At 61.0% G+C, this 15081-nt stretch carries 13 protein-coding genes, 1 tRNA gene and 1 pseudogene; 13 read left to right on the forward strand and 2 right to left on the reverse strand.

What is annotated here, in order from left to right; translation table 11 throughout:
* Nucleotides 1-37: 37 nt before the first annotated feature.
* Nucleotides 38-1402, reverse strand: a complete 1365-nt coding sequence (locus SSPSH_RS11060) for a glutamate--cysteine ligase (RefSeq protein ID WP_006913439.1) — start codon at nucleotides 1400-1402, stop codon at nucleotides 38-40.
* Between the two features lie 200 nt (nucleotides 1403-1602).
* Here SSPSH_RS11060 and ubiA point away from each other — a divergent pair, with 200 nt between their 5' ends.
* From ubiA to greA, 4 genes are all read left to right on the forward strand, one after another.
* Nucleotides 1603-2478 (forward strand): 4-hydroxybenzoate octaprenyltransferase, encoded by an 876-nt coding sequence (ubiA, locus tag SSPSH_RS11065; protein ID WP_006913440.1) that lies wholly within the window; start codon nucleotides 1603-1605, stop codon nucleotides 2476-2478.
* 33 nt (nucleotides 2479-2511) lie between these two features.
* Nucleotides 2512-3552, forward strand: a complete 1041-nt coding sequence (locus SSPSH_RS11070) for a hypothetical protein (RefSeq protein WP_006913441.1) — start codon at nucleotides 2512-2514, stop codon at nucleotides 3550-3552.
* A 32-nt stretch (nucleotides 3553-3584) separates the two neighbouring features.
* On the forward strand, nucleotides 3585-4943 hold the full coding sequence (locus tag SSPSH_RS11075; protein ID WP_006913442.1) for an adenosylmethionine--8-amino-7-oxononanoate transaminase: 1359 nt from the start codon (nucleotides 3585-3587) through the stop codon (nucleotides 4941-4943).
* Between the two features lie 137 nt (nucleotides 4944-5080).
* Nucleotides 5081-5563 carry a transcription elongation factor GreA gene (gene greA / locus SSPSH_RS11080; protein WP_006913443.1) on the forward strand — a complete coding sequence of 161 codons (483 nt, stop codon included), beginning with the start codon at nucleotides 5081-5083 and terminating at the stop codon, nucleotides 5561-5563.
* Between the two features lie 70 nt (nucleotides 5564-5633).
* Here greA and yhbY read toward each other — a convergent pair whose 3' ends face one another.
* Nucleotides 5634-5918: a ribosome assembly RNA-binding protein YhbY gene (gene yhbY / locus SSPSH_RS11085; protein WP_021031703.1), complete on the reverse strand. Its 285-nt coding sequence runs from the start codon at nucleotides 5916-5918 to the stop codon at nucleotides 5634-5636.
* Between the two features lie 49 nt (nucleotides 5919-5967).
* On the opposite strand from yhbY, the gene SSPSH_RS11090 reads away from it, so the two are divergent.
* The 9 genes and pseudogenes from SSPSH_RS11090 (at nucleotide 5968) to SSPSH_RS11130 (ending at nucleotide 15079) form a co-directional block, all read left to right on the forward strand.
* Complete coding sequence (locus SSPSH_RS11090; protein ID WP_006913445.1) at nucleotides 5968-6585, forward strand: RlmE family RNA methyltransferase; 618 nt, start codon at nucleotides 5968-5970, stop codon at nucleotides 6583-6585.
* 106 nt (nucleotides 6586-6691) lie between these two features.
* Nucleotides 6692-8653, forward strand: coding sequence for an ATP-dependent zinc metalloprotease FtsH (ftsH, locus tag SSPSH_RS11095; RefSeq protein WP_021031704.1), 1962 nt, complete (start codon nucleotides 6692-6694; stop codon nucleotides 8651-8653).
* A 164-nt stretch (nucleotides 8654-8817) separates the two neighbouring features.
* Entirely contained in the window at nucleotides 8818-9597 is a 780-nt protein-coding gene (folP, locus tag SSPSH_RS11100; protein WP_006913447.1) for a dihydropteroate synthase, read from the forward strand.
* Between the two features lie 29 nt (nucleotides 9598-9626).
* A complete protein-coding gene (gene glmM / locus SSPSH_RS11105; protein WP_021031706.1) occupies nucleotides 9627-11012 on the forward strand; it encodes a phosphoglucosamine mutase in 1386 nt (461 codons plus the stop codon).
* Nucleotides 11013-11045: 33 nt separating this feature from the next.
* Nucleotides 11046-11801, forward strand: coding sequence for a triose-phosphate isomerase (gene tpiA, locus SSPSH_RS11110; RefSeq protein ID WP_006913449.1), 756 nt, complete (start codon nucleotides 11046-11048; stop codon nucleotides 11799-11801).
* Between the two features lie 26 nt (nucleotides 11802-11827).
* Nucleotides 11828-12307: a preprotein translocase subunit SecG gene (gene secG, locus SSPSH_RS18495; protein WP_006913450.1), complete on the forward strand. Its 480-nt coding sequence runs from the start codon at nucleotides 11828-11830 to the stop codon at nucleotides 12305-12307.
* 23 nt (nucleotides 12308-12330) lie between these two features.
* Nucleotides 12331-12415: transfer RNA gene (locus tag SSPSH_RS11120), tRNA-Leu, on the forward strand.
* A 40-nt stretch (nucleotides 12416-12455) separates the two neighbouring features.
* A pseudogene (locus tag SSPSH_RS19915) lies at nucleotides 12456-13815 on the forward strand (Na(+)-translocating NADH-quinone reductase subunit A).
* A gap of 4 nt (nucleotides 13816-13819) precedes the next feature.
* Nucleotides 13820-15079 carry an NADH:ubiquinone reductase (Na(+)-transporting) subunit B gene (locus tag SSPSH_RS11130; RefSeq protein ID WP_006913453.1) on the forward strand — a complete coding sequence of 420 codons (1260 nt, stop codon included), beginning with the start codon at nucleotides 13820-13822 and terminating at the stop codon, nucleotides 15077-15079.
* Nucleotides 15080-15081 lie beyond the last annotated feature (2 nt).

The following is a 15081-nucleotide window of genomic DNA, read 5'->3' on the forward strand; positions in this document are numbered from 1 at the left end:
GGCCTGCACTGGGCCGGCAGTTGCGCGTCAACAGGCCTCAATAGGCGAATTCGGTGAACACCGGATCGACCGACTCATTCCAGCGGCCCGTATAGAGGTCGAGTAGCGTTTCGGCCGGTGTAACGCCGGTTTCTGCGATCTCGGCGAGCTGATCCAGATACATGCGCTCATCGCGATCCTGGCTGTCCAGGCGTGCGCGTCGCTCAAGCCCGCCTCGGGCGATAGCCACCACCTGCTTCGCGATATCCTGCAAGGTGCCGTCGCGAAACGGTGTTTTCAGGCCCTGCACCGGCGCTTCCCGGCGCAGCATATTGCGTTCGTCGGCAGTGAAATCGCGACACAGCTGCCAGGCTGCGTCGAGTGCTTCGCTGTCGTAGCATAGCCCGGCCCAGAGGGCAGGCAATGCGCACAGTCGGCGCCATGGCCCGCCGTCCGCGCCGCGCATTTCCATAAAGCGCTTGAGCCGTACTTCCGGGAACAGGGTGGTCAGATGATCGTCCCAGTCGGACAGCGTCGGCAGCTCGCCGGGCAGCGCCGGTAGCTTGCCGGCGAGGAAATCCCGGAACGACTGGCCCGAGGCATCGATATAGCGGCCGTCGCGGTAGACGAAATACATGGGCACATCGAGCGCATACTCGATATAGCGCTCGAAACCCATGTCGTCGTCGAATACCCAGTCGAGCATGCCGGAGCGATCATTGTCGGTATCGGTCCAGATCTGGCTGCGATACGACACGAAACCGTTGGGTTTGCCCTCGGTGAACGGCGAGTTGGCAAACAACGCCGTGGCCACCGGCTGCAGGGCCAGGCCGACCCGGAATTTCTGGATCATATCGGCTTCGGAGCCGTAGTCGATATTCACCTGTACGGTGGATGTACGCAGCATCATGTCGAGGCCCAGGGTGCCGACCTTGGGCATGTAAGCCTTCATGATGTCGTAGCGCTGCTTCGGCATCCATGGGCAGTCTTCGCGCGCCCACTTGGGCTGAAAGCCCAGTCCGAGAAGTCCGACATTCATCTCGGCCGCGACTTCCTTGACCTGCTTGAGATGCACATAAATCTCGTCGCAGGTCTCATGCACGGTATCCAGCGGTGCGCCAGCGAGTTCCAACTGGCCGCCGGGTTCGAGCGTGATATGGCAACGGCCGAGTTCGAGCGCGACGAGATTGCCGTTTTCGTTCATCGGCTGCCAGCCGAACCGCTGCAACTTTTCCAGAAAGCTGCGAATACCGCGCTCGCCTTCATAGGGCAGCGGTTTGAGCGTGTCGCGGTCGAACACGAATTTTTCGTGCTCGGTGCCCAGGCGCCAGCGGCTCGGCGGCTTGCAGGCGTTTTCAAAATACTCGATGAGCTGGCGACGATCCGTGATCGTCGCGCCGCCGGATTGCGAAGGCGCCGACATGGACTCTCCAATCGGTCATGATCGCGGCCTTGGCGCGCGATTCATGCTGCAGTCTGAATTTGGCGCATGGTAACGTTAAAACGGGCGTTTCGGGATAGTTGGCGAATGCAATCAATACATGACGCGCGATGGCGGCCGCCCGCGCGCACGACTTGCGCCGCGTCTGGCGCCCGTGCCCGCAGCTTTGCTAGGAGTTCACGATGAGTACGGCACGCCTGAACGCCGGCCATTTCGACGCGCTGTTTCGACTGACACGCTTGCACAAGCCGATCGGTATTTTTCTGGTGGTCTGGCCCATGCTGTGGGCGCTGTGGCTGGCCGCCGGCGGTGTGCCTGATCTGTGGGTGCTCAGCGTGTTCGTACTCGGTGCGATTCTCATGCGTTCGGCTGGCTGCGTGATCAACGATTTTGCAGATCGCAAGATCGACGGCCACGTCAAACGTACAAAAGCACGGCCGCTGGCGACAGGCGAGGTGAGCTCACGTGAGGCGCTGGTCCTTTTCGCGGCGCTGTGCCTGACCGCGTTTGCGCTCGTGCTGACACTCAACGGCTTAACCATCGCGATGTCGTTCGTCGGGGCCGGACTGGCGGTGCTCTATCCGTTTACGAAGCGTCACACCCACTGGCCGCAGATGTTTCTCGGCGCCGCCTTTGGTTGGGCCGTGCCCATGGCGTTTGCTGCTCAGGCCCACGGCGTACCGCTGGGCGGCTGGCTGCTGTTTGCGGCCACGCTGATCTGGGCGCTGGTCTATGACACGTTCTATGCCATGGTCGACCGCGACGACGATCTCAAGATCGGCGTCAAATCCACCGCCATTCTCTGGGGGCGCTACGACCGTGCCGTGATCGGCGTGTTCCAATTGCTGTTTTTTGCGTTGCTGATCGGGGTCGGACGTGCGTTCGAACTGGGGTGGCTCTACTACCTCGGGCTGGTCGGTGGTGCTCTCATGGCCATCTATCATCAATGGCTGGCGCGACACCGTGATCGCGATGCCTGTTTCCGGGTATTCATGCAGCACAATGTGCTCGGCGGCATCATTTTTGCCGGCGTTGTGGCCGATCTCGCGATCCGCTAGGGTGCCGCGATCGACTCACCTGCCACGGCTGCCATGATCGCGGTTCGTATTCTCGAAAAAGGCTTGTTCGAATGTTTCGACGCCGGGCTGACCGGCAGTAGTGACGCGCCGGTCAAGGTCGAAGTATCGGCGGTCGTCTGGGACGGGCACCGGCTGGTCATGGCCAGTGACAAGAACGTGCCCGGCGAACATCGCTCGCCAGTGTTCGCGCTCGACTGTGTCGATGGCCGGCCACAGCCGCAAACCCTGCGTTACTACACCGCGGATCTGATCCGCAACGCCGAGAAGTACGAGGATTTTGCGCTCACGGTCGGCGGCACGCATATCATTGCAACGACCGGCTTCGATCGTGTCGACGGTGCTTCTTCCGAGCTTCATCACTACAACCGATTGCTTGTATGGCCGGTGGATGCGCCCGATGCGCCACGCCTGGTGGCCGAAAGTGAAGAGTCGGGCGTACGAAGTTCGGTGGATCTGCGCGCCGAGCTGGCCGCTGCGCTCGGCGCGCCGTATTACAAGGTCGAAGGGTTGGCGACCATACCGGGGCGTTACGGCGGCAATGATCGGCTGTTGTTCGGTATCCGCGAAGTAGGCGACGACCATGAAAACTTCGACTATGTTTGTCGCGTAGTCGCTGTGCCTTATCGAATGGAAGGCGAGGATTTGGTGCTCACCGGCGAATTTGAAGTCGTCGACGACTTCGATCCGAGCGGCGTCGAGGACGTTCGCTTTGCGGTGGGGTTGTCGAGTCTCGAACACGACCCCGTCCATGACGGCTTGTATCTTTTGACCCGTTTCGAGGTCGAGGACGAGACCGGCGCAGAACAGGTGGGCGCCTACCTTTGGTGGCTGTCGCTGGACGACTTCTCTGCCCGGCGGGATCCCGCGCTGGTACGTAACGAAAGCGGTGGCGTGTTCGAGTTTGCCAACAAGGCGGAAGGCGTGGCCTTGCTCGGAGATGGGCGGCTGTTTGTGGTTTATGACCCGGATCGTGCGCTCGAGCTGGAAAGCGAGCATCCGCGCGATACACGTGAACCCCACGAGGCGCCGTACACGCTTTTGACCCTGGTCTGACTCTGATACCGAATTTGCAACCGTGAGCCCCTATGAACAATGCCGAGTTGATCGCCCGCGATCTGAACGTCGTCTGGCATCCCTGTACCCAGATGAAGGACACCGAAGCCATCCCGCCGGTGCCGATCAAGCGCGGCGAGGGCGTCTGGCTGGAAGACTTCGACGGTAACCGCTATATCGATGCGGTGAGTTCCTGGTGGGTCAATATCTTCGGCCACGCCAACCCGGCCATCAACGACCGCATCAAGACCCAGCTGGATACGCTCGAACATGTAATGCTGGCTGGCTTTTCCCACGAGCCGGCGGTGGAACTGGCCGAGCGTCTGGTCGATTTGACGCCGGCCGGCCTTACGCGCGCGTTCTACGCCGACAACGGCTCGGCCGCGGTGGAAGTCGCGCTGAAGATGAGTTTCCACTACTGGCGCAATACAGGGCACGGTGAGAAGACGCGCTTCATCAACCTGAGTAACAGCTATCACGGTGAAACGCTGGGTGCGCTCGCCGTCGGTGATGTCGATCTCTACAAGAAGACCTACGAACCGCTGTTGCTCAAGCCGCTCACCGCGCGCTCGCCGGATTGCTACGAACGCGAGCCGGGCATGAGCTGGGAAGCGCATAGCCGCGCGGTGTTTGCGGATATGGAAGCGCTGCTTGCCGAGCATGCCCACGAGACCTGCGCGGTGATCGTGGAACCGCTGCTTCAGTGTGCCGGGCATATGCGCATGTATCACCCGGTCTATCTCGAACTGCTGCGCGAGGCCTGCGATCGCTACGGGGTCCATCTGATTGCCGACGAGATCGCGGTCGGCTTCGGCCGAACCGGCACGCTGTTCGCCTGCGAGCAGGCCGGCGCGCACGGTATCTCGCCCGATTTCATGTGCCTGTCCAAAGGGTTGACAGCAGGTTATCTGCCGCTGTCGATCACGATGACAACCGACGATATCTATGCGGCCTTCTACGACGACTACGCCAATCTCACCGCGTTTCTGCACTCGCATTCCTATACCGGCAATCCGCTGGCCTGTGCGGCCGCGCTAGCCACGCTCGACGAGTTCGAGCGCCGCGACCAGATCGCGGTCAATCGTGGTTTGGCTCAGCACATGGCCGATGCCGTTGCGCCGCTGGCCGATCATCCGAATGTGGCCGAGGTGCGCCAGACCGGTATGGTGTTGGCGATCGAAATGGTTGCAGACAAAACGACTAAAACACCGTTCGACTGGCGCGAGCGCCGCGGCATTCGCGTTTATCGGCATGCGCTCAGCCAGGGCGCGCTGTTACGTCCTCTGGGCGACGTGATCTATTTCATGCCGCCTTATGTGATTACGCCCGAACAGATCGCGCATCTGGGCGAAGTCGCTGCACAAGGCATCGAACGCGCTGTCTCGACTTGAGTCGAAAGCGCTGCTAGCCTGACGGTATCTGGTTTGCACCGGGCCAGACACAACCGATTCTTGCACCCGCAAACGAGAAACGGTCGCCGAAATGGCGGCCGTTTTGTTTTCGGGTGATTTGTTTTTGAGGTAGAGCGATGGACAAGACACCGCTGACGCAAAACGGCGCCGACGCGCTCCGAGACGAGCTCAAGCGACTCAAAAAGACCGAGCGCCCGCGTATCGTCGCGGCAATCGAAGAAGCGCGCGCCCACGGCGATCTCAAGGAGAACGCCGAATATCACGCCGCCAAGGAAGAGCAGGGCTTCAACGAAGGTCGTATCAACGATATCGAGTCCAAGCTCGCGACGGCGCAGATCATCGATGTCGCCCGCGTCGGTGCGCAGGCGAACGGCCGCGTGGTATTTGGCGCGACCCTCGATCTGGCCGATGAAGACAGCGGCGAAGAGTTTACCTACCAGATCGTTGGCGAAGACGAAGCCGATATCAAAAAAGGCTTGCTGTCGTTCGCCTCGCCGATCGCACGTGCGCTGATCGGCAAGACTGAAGGTGATGTCGTTGATATCGATGTGCCCGGTGGGCGCCGCACACTCGAAATTGTCGAGGTACGTTATATCTGATCGGCCGCGCTAATGCGGCGAGCGGATTGACCGGCTGGGTTGCCTGTCGCGCGATTCGACCGACATTGCTCTACGCTTTTTCGGGATTGGGGCGATACAGTGTCGCCGTGCGTCCGATCTGCTGTACACAGGCCGAATCGAGGCGCTCGCAGATCTGTTCGACTTCGCTGCGTCGATCCTGCTTGTCGTCGGTGGCGAGTTTGATCTTCACGAGTTCATGATCGAACAGGGCACGGTCGATTTCTGCCAGCACGGGCTCGCTCAATCCGGCCGCGCCGGTTTGCACGACAGGCTTGAGATGATGGGCCTGTTTCTTGAGCGCGCGGCGGGTTGCGGCATCGAGGTCTAGGGACATTGGCGGTTTCACGACAGCTGGCTGAAAACAGCGCAACAGTATACGACCCATGAGCAAGCGCAGCGATACACGCCGCTGGCTGGACAAGCATCGCAACGATCCTTACGTCCGGGCAGCCCAGAAGGATAATTACCGCACACGCGCGGTTTACAAGCTTGCTGAGGTAGACGAGCGCGACCAGCTGCTCAAATCCAAGCAGTGTATTGTCGACCTGGGCGCGGCGCCGGGTGGCTGGAGCCAGTACTGTCGTCGTCAGCGGCCGCAGGCGCGAGTGGTCGCACTGGATCGGCTGGATATGAAGCCGATAGACGGGGTGGATTTTCTCAACGTCGATTTTGCCGAGCAGGCCGGGGTCGATACGCTGATGGAAACGCTGGGCAGCGATCGCGTCGATCTTGTACTTTCGGACATGGCCCCCAATTTGACAGGGATCATGGTGGCCGATCAGGCCGGCGTGATGCAGTTGGCCGAACTCGCACTGGATCTGTGCGCCTCGGTGCTGGATGCGGACGGCGACCTGTTTATGAAAGTGTTTCAGGGCGAGGGGTTCGATGAAATGCTGGTCGATATGCGCAAACGCTTTCGGCGTGTGGCGGTGCGCAAGCCCAAGGCCTCGCGAGACGCCAGTCGAGAGATGTATCTGCTGGGCCAGGGCTGGCGTACATAGACCGAAGGATAAAGCAGCGGGCCGGCAGGCCGATTGTTTATACTGTCCGGCATAGGGGCCGGACGCCAATCATACGACCGCCAGATCGCGGTCGAGGATGTAGATCTTGAACGAACTAGCTAAGAATCTGCTGTTGTGGGTCGTGATCGCGCTCGTGTTGATGAGCGTGTTCTCGAGCTTCGCACCGTCGACGTCGAACGCTAACGAGGTGCCGTACTCGCAGTTCCTCGATCAGGTCGAAAACGGCAGCGTATCGCAGGTCAATATCGAGGATCAGCGGATTCGCGGCCAGCTCAAGTCGGGTCAGAAGTTCGCGACTTTCAGCCCGGAATCCGACAACAAGGCCATGATCGGAACGCTGCGCGAGTATGATGTCGAGATCGTCGGCGAGCCGCCGGATCAGGGTTCGTTCCTCAAGCAGATTCTTATCTCCTGGTTCCCGTTCCTGCTGCTGATCGGCGTATGGATCTATTTCATGCGCCAGATGCAGGGTGGCGGCGGTGGCCGTGGTGCCATGTCCTTCGGCAAGTCGAAGGCGCGCATGATGCAGGCCGACCAGGTCAAGATCACCTTCGCCGATGTGGCCGGTGTGGAAGAGGCCAAGTCCGAGGTGCAGGAACTCGTCGAGTTCCTCTCCGAGCCGGGTAAGTTCCAGCGCGTCGGCGGCAAGATCCCGCGCGGTGTGCTCATGGTCGGCTCGCCGGGTACCGGCAAGACCTTGCTCGCCAAGGCCATTGCGGGCGAAGCGGGCGTACCGTTCTTCTCGATCTCGGGCTCCGACTTCGTCGAGATGTTCGTGGGCGTGGGCGCCTCGCGTGTGCGCGACATGTTCGAGCAGGCCAAGAAGCAGTCGCCCTGCATTATCTTTATCGACGAAATCGACGCGGTCGGTCGCCAGCGTGGCGCGGGCCTGGGTGGCGGCCACGACGAGCGCGAACAGACGCTCAACCAGCTGCTGGTCGAAATGGACGGCTTCGAGGGTAGCGAGGGCGTGATCGTGATCGCCGCCACCAACCGTCCTGACGTGCTTGATCCGGCGCTGCTGCGCCCCGGTCGTTTCGACCGTCAGGTCGTGGTGCCGCTGCCGGACGTGCGCGGCCGTGAGCAGATTCTGAAAGTTCACATGAAGAACGTGCCGATTCACGACAACGTGAAGGCATCGATCATCGCGCGCGGCTGCCCAGGCTTTTCCGGTGCGGACCTTGCCAACCTGGTGAACGAGGCCGCGTTGTTCGCCGCGCGTGCGAACAAGAAGCTCGTGGTGCAGGAAGACTTCGAGCGTGCCAAGGACAAGATCATGATGGGCGCCGAGCGCAAGTCCATGGTCATGACCGAGGACGAGAAGCGCCTGACTGCCTATCACGAGGCCGGGCACGCCATCATCGGCCTGACCGTGCCGCAGCATGATCCCGTTCACAAGGTGACCATCGTGCCGCGTGGGCGTGCGCTTGGTGTGACCATGTTCCTGCCGGAAGAAGATCGCTACAGCTATTCCAAGCAGCGTCTGATCAGCCAGATCTGCACCCTCTACGGCGGGCGTCTGGCCGAGGAAATCATCTTCGGCAAGGAAGCCGTGACCACCGGTGCCTCGAACGATATCGAGCGGGTGACCGAAATCGCCCGCAACATGGTCACCAAGTGGGGTCTGTCCGATCGCCTGGGCCCGATTGCCTACGATACGGAAGACAATCAGCCGTTCCTGGGCAAGGCCGCAAGTCAGTCCAGCGGTATTTCCGATGAAACGGCGCATGCCATCGACAAGGAAATTCGTTCCATCATCGACGGCTGCTACGAGCGGGCCAAGCAGATCCTCGAAGATCATATGGACAAGCTGCATCTGATGTCGGATGCGCTGATGAAGTATGAAACCATCGATCGCAAGCAGATCGACGAGATCATGCAGGGCCGCGAGCCGGGCCCGCCGGAAAGCTGGGACGACTCGGATACGCCGAGCTCCGGTGGCGGCAATACGCCGACCGCCAGCGCACCGGATTCCGGTACGCCGTCCGACAGTCAGGACAAGGATGACAAGGGTGTGCCGAGCCCGGCGCATCATCGCGAATCCTGATCTCGATTCGTATTTTAAAGAGCCGGCAGGCTGAACCTGCCGGCTTTTTTAATTCGAACGAAGAATACGACTAGTATCTTTCAGGCTTTTCATGGTTGCGCTCGGAATCCTTCGTGCAGTTAAACAGTCGTAACAGAACGCTGGATCTTGCCCGCCCGGTCGTCATGGGCATTCTCAACGTCACGCCGGATTCCTTCTCGGACGGCGGTGCGTATGTCGAAACGGCACGCGCACTCGATCATGCGCTGGGCATGGTAGAGCAGGGTGCCGCCATCGTTGATGTCGGCGGCGAGTCCACGCGGCCGGGCGCCGACCCGGTCGATGAGCGCGAGGAGATGGCACGCGTGTTGCCGCTCATCGAGGCGCTACGCGCCCATAGCGACGTCTTCATCTCGATCGATACGATCAAGCCTCGGGTCATGCGCGAAGCCTGCGCGGCCGGAGCGGACATGATCAACGACGTCATGGCGCTACGTGCGCCGGGCGCGCTTGAGGCCGCATGCGATACGCAGGCAGCCGTGTGTCTCATGCACATGCAGGGCCAGCCGCGCACCATGCAGAAGGCGCCTGTTTATGATGATGTCGTCGCTGACGTGCGGTCATTTCTCGGTGCGCGCGTGGCCGCCTGCCGTGATGCGGGTATTGATGACAGCCGTATTTGTCTCGATCCCGGGTTCGGGTTCGGCAAGACGCTCGAGCACAATCTTGCGCTGATGCGAAACCTGCACGCCTTTGTTGGCGACGGCTACCCGGTTCTCGTCGGGGTGTCGCGTAAATCCATGTTCGTAAAGCTGCATGGCCACGACGATATGAGCAGTCGTATTCACGCCAGTGTGACGTCAGCATTCTGGGCGGCCACTCAGGGGGCGGGTATCATTCGCAGCCACGATGTGGCTCATACCGTCGAGGCGCTTACGCTCGCCGCGGCGCTGGCCGATAACTAGCATTCGAATTGAACAAGGAAGACGCGATCGTGGCGCAGCGATATTTTGGAACGGACGGCATTCGGGGCGAAGTCGGTGAGGCGCCGCTGACGCCGGATTTCGCGCTCAAGCTCGGTTGGGCCGCAGGCCGCGTTCTCGTGCGCCGACTCGGCGAGCGGGGGGTGCCGGAAAGTGCGGGCGAGCGCGCCCAGGTGCTCATCGGCAAGGACACCCGTTTGTCCGGTTATATGTTCGAGTCTGCGCTCGAAGCCGGGTTTGCCGCCGCCGGAGTGGATGTGCTTCTGGTCGGGCCGCTGCCGACGCCGGCGATTGCCTATCTTGCGCGCACCTTTCGTGCCGCTGCGGGCGTGGTGATCAGTGCCTCGCACAACCCGTTTTCCGACAACGGCTTCAAGTTCTTTTCGCATTACGGCCAGAAATTGCCGGACGATGTCGAAGCCGAGATCGAGGCTGAACTCGAACAGCCGCTGGTCTGTGTGGATTCGGATCGTCTGGGTCGCGCGCGGCGTGTAGAAAGCGCGCCCGGGCGTTATATCGAGTTCTGTAAATCGACTGCGCGCTTCGAAAACGGCGGCTTGTCGGGTATGAAGATCGTGCTCGACTGCGCGCATGGGGCGACTTATCACGTAGCCCCCGACGTGTTCCGGGAGCTGGGCGCGCAGGTCACGGTGCTCGGTGCGTCGCCGGATGGTTTGAACATCAACCGCGATGTCGGGTCGACCCATCCGAAAGGTCTGTCCGAAGCGGTGCGTGCCCACAGTGCGGACGTCGGGATTGCACTGGATGGCGACGGCGATCGCTGCATCATGGTCGATAATGAAGGCAATATCGTCGATGGCGATCAGCTGCTCTACGTGATCGCGAATGCGCGCCGTGAAGCCGGCGAACTGCAGGGCGCGGTCGTGGGCACGCTGATGAGCAATCTCGGGCTTGCGCTTGCATTCAAACGCGACGGGGTGGGCTTCGAGCGTGCCAAGGTCGGGGATCGTTATGTTTTCGAGCGCCTCCAGGCGCTGGGCGCCAACATCGGCGGCGAATCGTCGGGCCATATCCTGTGTCTGGATCGGGCGACGACGGGCGACGGTATCGTGTCTGCGCTACAGGTGCTGGCGGCGATGGTCGCGTCAGGCGCGAGCCTGCAGGCCTTGGTGATGCCCGTCGACAAGTGCCCGCAGACGTTGATCAACGTACGCATAACGCGCGGCAGTGCCGATACGCTCATGCAGGATGCGCAGGTCATCGAGGCGGTGCGCGATGTCGAGAATGCGCTCGGTGAGGAAGGTCGCGTATTATTGCGCCCCTCGGGTACCGAGCCGCTGCTGCGCGTGATGGTCGAAGGCACGGACGCGGCGGCAGTCGAAGACTGCGCCAACCGGCTTGCCGAGAGTGTGCGTCAGGCCGCTGCAGCTGCCTGAAGGCAATAAACAGAACGACGAAAAGGATATTCGATGAGCCGTACGATGCTGATCGCAGGCAACTGGAAAATGAATGGTGATGCCGGCCAGGTCGATGCGTTCGCGCGCTCGCTTGCCGCCGACGCATCGGCGATTACAGCCGATATGCTTGTGTGCGTGCCCTTTGTTTATATCGAGCGGCTTGTCGCGGGATTGGCGGATGCGCCGGTCGCAGTGGGTGGGCAGAATGTGGCGGCCGAAGTCGACGCAGGCGCGTTCACCGGCGAAGTCAACGGCGCGATGCTCGCCGATATTGGCTGTCGTTACGTGATCGTCGGTCATTCCGAACGACGCGCGATGTACGGCGAAACGGATTCGGTGGTCGCGGCAAAAACCAGTGCGGCGGTCGCAGTCGGCCTCACCCCGATCGTATGCGTAGGTGAAACGCTTGAGCAGCGCGAAGCCGACCAGACAGAAGCGGTCCTGGCAGCGCAAATTGGCGCATTGTTCGAGCAATGCGATGCGCGCACGCTGGCCGAAGTCGTAATCGCATATGAGCCGATTTGGGCGATCGGCACCGGTCGTTCGGCCTCGCCTGAGCAGGCTCAGGATGTTCACGCATTTTTGCGCGGACAAATCGCCGATAGGGATGCTACAATCTCCGAATCGGTTCTGCTGCTTTACGGCGGCAGCGTAAAGCCGGACAATGCCGCGGCATTATTTGCCGGGGCGGACGTCGACGGCGCGCTGATTGGCGGCGCTTCGCTCAAGGCCGATTCATTCTTGGACATTGCGCGCGCGGCCGGTTAGGCTCGCGCTCGTTCACAGGCTCTGGCATGGTTTATACAATACTGGTCATCATCCAGGTCGTTGTTGCATTGGCTCTTATCGGGCTGATCCTCGTGCAGCACGGCAAGGGTGCAGACGCAGGCGCTGCATTTGGTAGTGGCGCTTCGGGTACGGTTTTCGGGGCCAAGGGTTCCGCCAACTTCATGACCCGTGCAACCGCGTCTCTGGCTACGGTATTCTTTGCCATCAGTCTGACGCTGGCCTACCTGATCAACGGTGCAAGCACGCCCACCGGGAGTGTCACCGATCAGGTTCAACAGCAGGCGCCGGGTTCGTCGCTGCTGTCGGATGGCAACAACAACGGGGTCGCTGGCGACGAAATGGTCACCGGGGACAACGCGGCGCCCGACGCCGATAATACGAATCAAGGTGCGCCGGCCGAAGATGGCTCGGCGGCGCCGCAAGTACCGGCCGATGAAGGCGATAATGCCGATTCGGCCGAGCCCAGTGCGCAGGTGCCCGAGTAGGGCGCGCACGGGCCCACGATCATGCCGACGTGGTGGAATTGGTAGACACGCTGTCTTGAGGGGGCAGTAGCGAGAGCTGTGCCGGTTCGAGTCCGGCCGTCGGCACCATACAATTTGTCAGCGACGTGAGAGGCACGCCAGCGGCGACATGCGAGTCACGATCAAGAAAGGTCTGGAACTGCCTATCGGCGGAGCCCCCAGGCAGGTCATTCAGGATGCGTCGCCGGTTAGCCGCGTCGCGGTTGTCGGTACCGACTACCACGGCATGAAGCCGACGATGGCAGTCGTGGAAGGCGACCGCGTCAAGCTCGGCCAGCCGCTCTTCGAGGACAAGAAAACGCCGGGCGTTATTTATACGGCCCCAGGCGCAGGCGAGGTCATTGCGATCAACCGCGGCGCCAAGCGCGTGCTCCAGTCTGTGGTTATTCGGCTCGATCCCGATGCGGGTCCGGATGACGAAATCACTTTTGAATCCTGTAGCGCCGAAAAGCTCGGCGAGCTCGATCCCGGGCGTGTCGAAACGACACTGATCGAGTCGGGTCTGTGGACGGCGTTGCGAACGCGCCCGTTCAGCAAAGTGCCGGCGCCCGGTACGCGGCCGCGCTCGATTTTCATTACCGCGATCGATACCAATCCGTTGGCGGCCGACCCCGCCGTTATTGTGAATCAGCGCCGCTCGGACTTCGTCAATGGTCTGCGCGTGCTGTCGCGGCTGACCGACGGTTCGGTCTATATCTGCAAGGCACCGGGGGCGGGATATCCCGCAGCCTGGCGGCAGCCAGTTCGTGACCGCGGAGTTCGAGGGCAAGCACCCCGCGGGCCTGGTTGGTACGCATGTGCATTTTCTCGATCCCGTAAGCGTCAATACGCGTGTCTGGCACCTGGGGTATCAGGATGTAATGGCGATCGGCGCGCTGTTTACCAGCGGTCGCATCAACGTCGACCGTGTGGTTGCGCTGGCCGGGCCGGCTGCTTCGAATCCGCGTCTGCTGCGCACGCGTATGGGTGCGAGTACGGACGAGTTGTTGCACGATGAGCTCGAAGGCGACGAAGTACGCGCTATTTCAGGTTCGGTTCTGTCGGGACGGCGAGCGTCGGAGTGGGGCTCCTTCATGGGGCGCTATGACACCCAGCTCAGTTTGTTGCCCGAAAGTCGCGAGCGGCCTTTCATGGGGTGGTTGATGCCCGGGCGGGATCGGTTTTCCAAGATCAACGTCTTTCTGTCGAGTCTGCTCAAGCCGTCGAGTTACAAGTTCAATACGTCACAAAACGGCAGTGCGCGCGCCATGGTGCCGATCGGTAACTACGAAGAAGTGATGCCGCTCGATATCCTGCCCACCCAATTGTTGCGGGCATTGCTGGTGCGCGATACCGACAGCGCACAGGCCCTGGGCGCTACGGAGCTGGATGAAGAGGATCTGGCACTGCTGACCTTTGTCGACGTCGGCAAATACGATTTCGGGCCGCACCTGCGGGCGAGCCTCGATATCATCGAACGCGAGGGTTGATTCCATGGCCGGTTTGAGAGAAAGGCTGGATCGCTTGCATCCGTTGTTCGCCAAGGGCGGCCGGCTCGAGCGTTTCTATGCGCTTTACGAAATGGTGGATACGTTCCTCTATTCGCCGGCGGATACGACCCGTACTGCGCCGCACGTGCGTGACGGCATCGATCTCAAGCGGGTCATGATCTACGTATGGCTTGCCACTTTTCCCTGTATTTTCATGGCGTGCTGGAACACCGGTTTCCAGGCGAATCTTGCCATGGCGCAAATGGGTATCGACAGCGTCGACAACTGGCGCCAGGCGCCGTTGCATCTGTTTGGCGTAAGCCATGACCCGGACAGTTTCTGGGATAACTTTGTCTTCGGCTTCTGGTATTTCGCGCCGGTTTATTTCGTTACCTTCGTGGTGGGCGGCATTTGGGAAGCTCTGTTCGCTGCCGTTCGCAACCACGAAATCAACGAAGGTTTTTTCGCGACCTCTATCCTCTACACGTTGACGCTGCCGCCGGCGATTCCGCTATGGCAGGCCGCCCTGGGTATCACCTTTGGCATCGTTGTCGGCAAGGAAGTGTTTGGTGGTACGGGCAAGAATTTCCTCAATCCCGCACTGACCGGGCGCGCCTTCCTGTTCTTCGCTTTCCCGGCCTACATGTCCGGCGATAGCGTATGGACGGCGGTGGATGGGTGGTCGGCTGCGACGCCATTGGGCCTGGGCGCAAGCGATGGCATGGCGGCGATCACCAGCCAGCTCACCTGGTGGGACGCATTTGCGGGTGATATTCAAGGTTCGTTGGGCTCGACCTCGACCCTGGCGATCCTGCTGGGTGCCGCCTTCCTGCTATACACGCGCGTTGCTTCCTGGCGAATCATGGCCGGCTGTGTCGGCGGGTTGGTCGGCATCACGTTGCTGTTCAACCTCATCGGTAGTGACAGCAATGCAATGTTCGCCATGCCGTGGTATTGGCATCTGGTGATCGGCGGTTTTGCTTTCGGCGCCGTTTTCATGGCCACGGATCCGGTCAGCGCATCGATGACCAACACGGGTCGTCTGATCTATGGTGGTCTGATCGGCGTGATGACCGGTCTCGTGCGCGTGGTCAATCCCGCCTTTCCCGAAGGCATCATGCTTGCGATCCTGTTTGGCAATATCTTTGCGCCGCTGATCGACTATTTCGTGGTTCAGGCGAACGTGCGCCGCCGTCAGAAACGTCTGGCAGGTGCCAACGGCAGTCGAAATGCCAAGTCGGCGGACACGGTGGCGGCGGAGTAACT

Source organism: Salinisphaera shabanensis E1L3A (assembly GCF_000215955.2).
GTDB classification, from domain to species: Bacteria; Pseudomonadota; Gammaproteobacteria; order Nevskiales; family Salinisphaeraceae; genus Salinisphaera; species Salinisphaera shabanensis.